The following is a 2,632-nucleotide window of genomic DNA, read 5'->3' on the forward strand; positions in this document are numbered from 1 at the left end:
AAACAGAACAAGCTTAGTAATACGAGCTGAACGAAATTTGTGTGAGGTCTTTGCCCGAAGCATAAAGCTTTGCGGTCTCCGAACGACGCACGACTGACGGCGGAAGAACGCCTAACGGCTCCTCGTTCTCAGAGCGACCGAGCCGCGAGAGAGCACGAATGTCCAATCCGCTGATCATGACGCTCGAATTCGGAGCGCGTCTCACCGCCGAGGACCGTGCCGTCCTACACGACCTCACCAGAAACGCCCGTCGCGTCGCGCGGCGTATGGACATCAGCCCCGAAGGCGAGCGGCCAGAGAACGTGCGCCTCGTCGTGGAAGGCTTCGCCTGTCGCTACAAAACCCTGACCGATGGGCGACGCCAGATCATGGCCTTCCTGGTACCGGGGGACTTCTGCGACCTACACGTGGCCATCCTCGGCGAGATGGACCACAGCATCGGCACCAGCTGGGGCTGCACCATCGTGGATATCCCGCGCTCGGTCATCGAGCATCTCACGTCGCACCACCCCCGCATCACGCGAGCGCTCTGGTGGGCGACCCTGGTCGATGAGGGCACGCTGCGGGCTTGGCTCGTCAACATGGGGCAACGCGACGCCGACCGGCAGATGGCGCATCTCGTGTGCGAGTTGTTCGTGCGCTTGCGGGTCGTAGGCTTGGTGAGCGAGGACAGCTTCGAATTTCCAATGACCCAGGATGATCTCGGAGACGCGCTGGGCATCAGCGGCGTACACGTGAACCGGGTACTTCAGGCTCTGCGAGGTCGGGGCCTGCTCGAATGGAGGCGCAAGCGCATGCGCATCCCCAACGCTGCGCGGCTAATGGACTTCGCCGAGTTTGATCCGAAGTATCTCCACCTGAACCCACGCGATGACGACGAACGTAGTCTCTCGGGAACATCGTAGACCGGCTTCTGCGGAACGTCCGCTGCGGGGACAAGGCTCAAGGTCCGCTTCTCACCCCAAGCAAACCTCGGCATCAGGCGCGCTCCCGGTCCAGCAGGTCGAGCAGGGCCACACCGGCCGCTGCGATGACGTTCCCGCGTCCGCGCCAGGGCAGGATCGTCGCCTCGGGCATCGGCTCGGCCGCCACCTCAGGCAAGACGATCTCGGGCGCCTCGACCTCGCGATCGGCGTCGTTCCCGCGCAACCACGTCACCTGTGAACCGGTGGTGTTCTCGGGGGCGGCCAAGGACGGCTCGGCGTCGGCGCCGTCCTCAAGGTCCGCGTCGCCGTCCATGCCATCCAGCACGGCGATAATGCGGTCTGCCGCGTCGAGCGCGATCTGCGCCGCCTCCTCCAGGCTGGCACGTAGCGCGGGCCCCGCGAGCGGCGCGGGGAGCACGATCGCGAGCAGCTTCGGACGCGGGGTGAAATTGAGCACGTCGCCCATAGTGTCAGGTCTCGGATCGCGATGAAGGGGGAAGGCCCGGCGGGATCCGGCCGGGGCGGTACGCACGGCGACAGAAGGGAGAGAGCCGCTATCAGCGGCTCTCGCGCTCGGCCTCGGCGTGGGCCAGCAGCTCATGAGCAAAGGCCTTGATCGCGTCACGGTCGCCGCCGTCGATGGTCGTCACGGCGCACATCGACAGCCGCGTCTCGCGATCGGCTCGGTTGCCGGGCGCCCGGCGCCAAACTTCCAGCTCGGCCGCACTCTCGACCTCGGTCAGGGCATCGCCCAGCCAGTGCATCAGCCTGCCGATGCCATTGGGCTCGATGCCCCCATAGCGACCCCGGCGCGTCCCGCAGCGCGGCCCCCAGGTGTAGGCGTAGGCCACGGAGCCGACCGCGTCGGCCAAGTCCCGAATATCCTGCAGCTCGTCGATCGTGGCAGACGCGAGGTCGAGCATGGCGACAAGGTTGGGGGCGGGCGCCGGCTCCTCGGCAGGCGCCGGCATCGGCTTGCTGGGCTCTGCGGTGGGCTCCTCCTGATCCAGCACTGCGGACGATGCCGCCACCATGTACCGAGTGTGCGCCAAGCTCAGCAGCTTGCCCCAGCCCTCGAACGCCTCCTGTGCGGCATCGAGCGCCTGGAGCATGATCGCGGGCGTGTCGGCGTCGCGCTCGCCACCCTTGCGGATGAAGTCGACCAGTTCGGGCTTGCTCATGCGCAATGTGCGATCGGCGATGTGCATGCCGATGGCGTGGTGGTGGAATTGCTTCATCCAGCCGTTTGGATCGCGGGTCGGCGTGTCGAAGGTGTAGGCGGCAAAGTCGAGGGTCGCCATCTCCTCCAAAGTGGCGGCAGGACCGCCGTCTGAGGTCTCGATGTCGCCGGGCAGATTGACGATTTCGCGCAGGACCACGCGCGTCAGCCGCTTGTCGACCGTCAGCGCGCTTCATCCTCGCTGCCAGGTCCGATGGCGTGCGCCATGATGTCGTGAAGCACGAGGCGCGCCTTCGCCTGCACGTCCGCCATGCCTCGGGAGGGCTCGTTGATTGCCCGCAGAAACACGGCGTTGTAGTCGTCCAGCGCGACGTCGAGCCGCTCGTCGCCCCAGTCGTTGGCCTGGCTCAACGATGGGATGGCGTTCCAGTCGATCACGGCCTGATCGCACGCTTGGGCGAGGGGCGCGGGGCGGGCAGGAGCCGCTTCGGGGGTGACCGGCTTGAACGCGGCCGTGCGGCTCGCC

Annotated in this window: 4 protein-coding genes; 1 reads left to right on the forward strand and 3 read right to left on the reverse strand. The window is 66.6% G+C overall.

Annotated elements, in window-relative coordinates; genetic code table 11:
* Window positions 1-158 precede the first annotated feature (158 nt).
* Window positions 159-905: a Crp/Fnr family transcriptional regulator gene (locus MKK75_RS32380; RefSeq protein ID WP_244046575.1), complete on the forward strand. Its 747-nt coding sequence runs from the start codon at window positions 159-161 to the stop codon at window positions 903-905.
* A gap of 73 nt (window positions 906-978) precedes the next feature.
* Here MKK75_RS32380 and MKK75_RS32385 read toward each other — a convergent pair whose 3' ends face one another.
* From MKK75_RS32385 to MKK75_RS32395, 3 genes are all read right to left on the reverse strand, one after another.
* Window positions 979-1,392: a hypothetical protein gene (locus MKK75_RS32385; RefSeq protein ID WP_244046576.1), complete on the reverse strand. Its 414-nt coding sequence runs from the start codon at window positions 1,390-1,392 to the stop codon at window positions 979-981.
* A 91-nt stretch (window positions 1,393-1,483) separates the two neighbouring features.
* A complete protein-coding gene (locus MKK75_RS32390; RefSeq protein ID WP_244046577.1) occupies window positions 1,484-2,305 on the reverse strand; it encodes a hypothetical protein in 822 nt (273 codons plus the stop codon).
* 23 nt (window positions 2,306-2,328) lie between these two features.
* Window positions 2,329-2,632 (reverse strand): hypothetical protein (locus MKK75_RS32395; RefSeq protein ID WP_244046578.1); only part of this gene is annotated, 304 nt, incomplete at its 5' end.

This window comes from Methylobacterium sp. J-030, assembly GCF_022829545.1.
Lineage (GTDB): Bacteria > Pseudomonadota > Alphaproteobacteria > Rhizobiales > Beijerinckiaceae > Methylobacterium.

Excerpts from the sequence above, each read along its gene's own strand:
- MKK75_RS32385 (WP_244046576.1), bottom strand. The coding sequence starts at position 1,392 with ATGGGCGACGTGCTCAATTTCACCCCGCGTCCGAAGCTGCTCGCGATC.
- MKK75_RS32380 (WP_244046575.1), top strand. The coding sequence starts at position 159 with ATGTCCAATCCGCTGATCATGACGCTCGAATTCGGAGCGCGTCTCACC.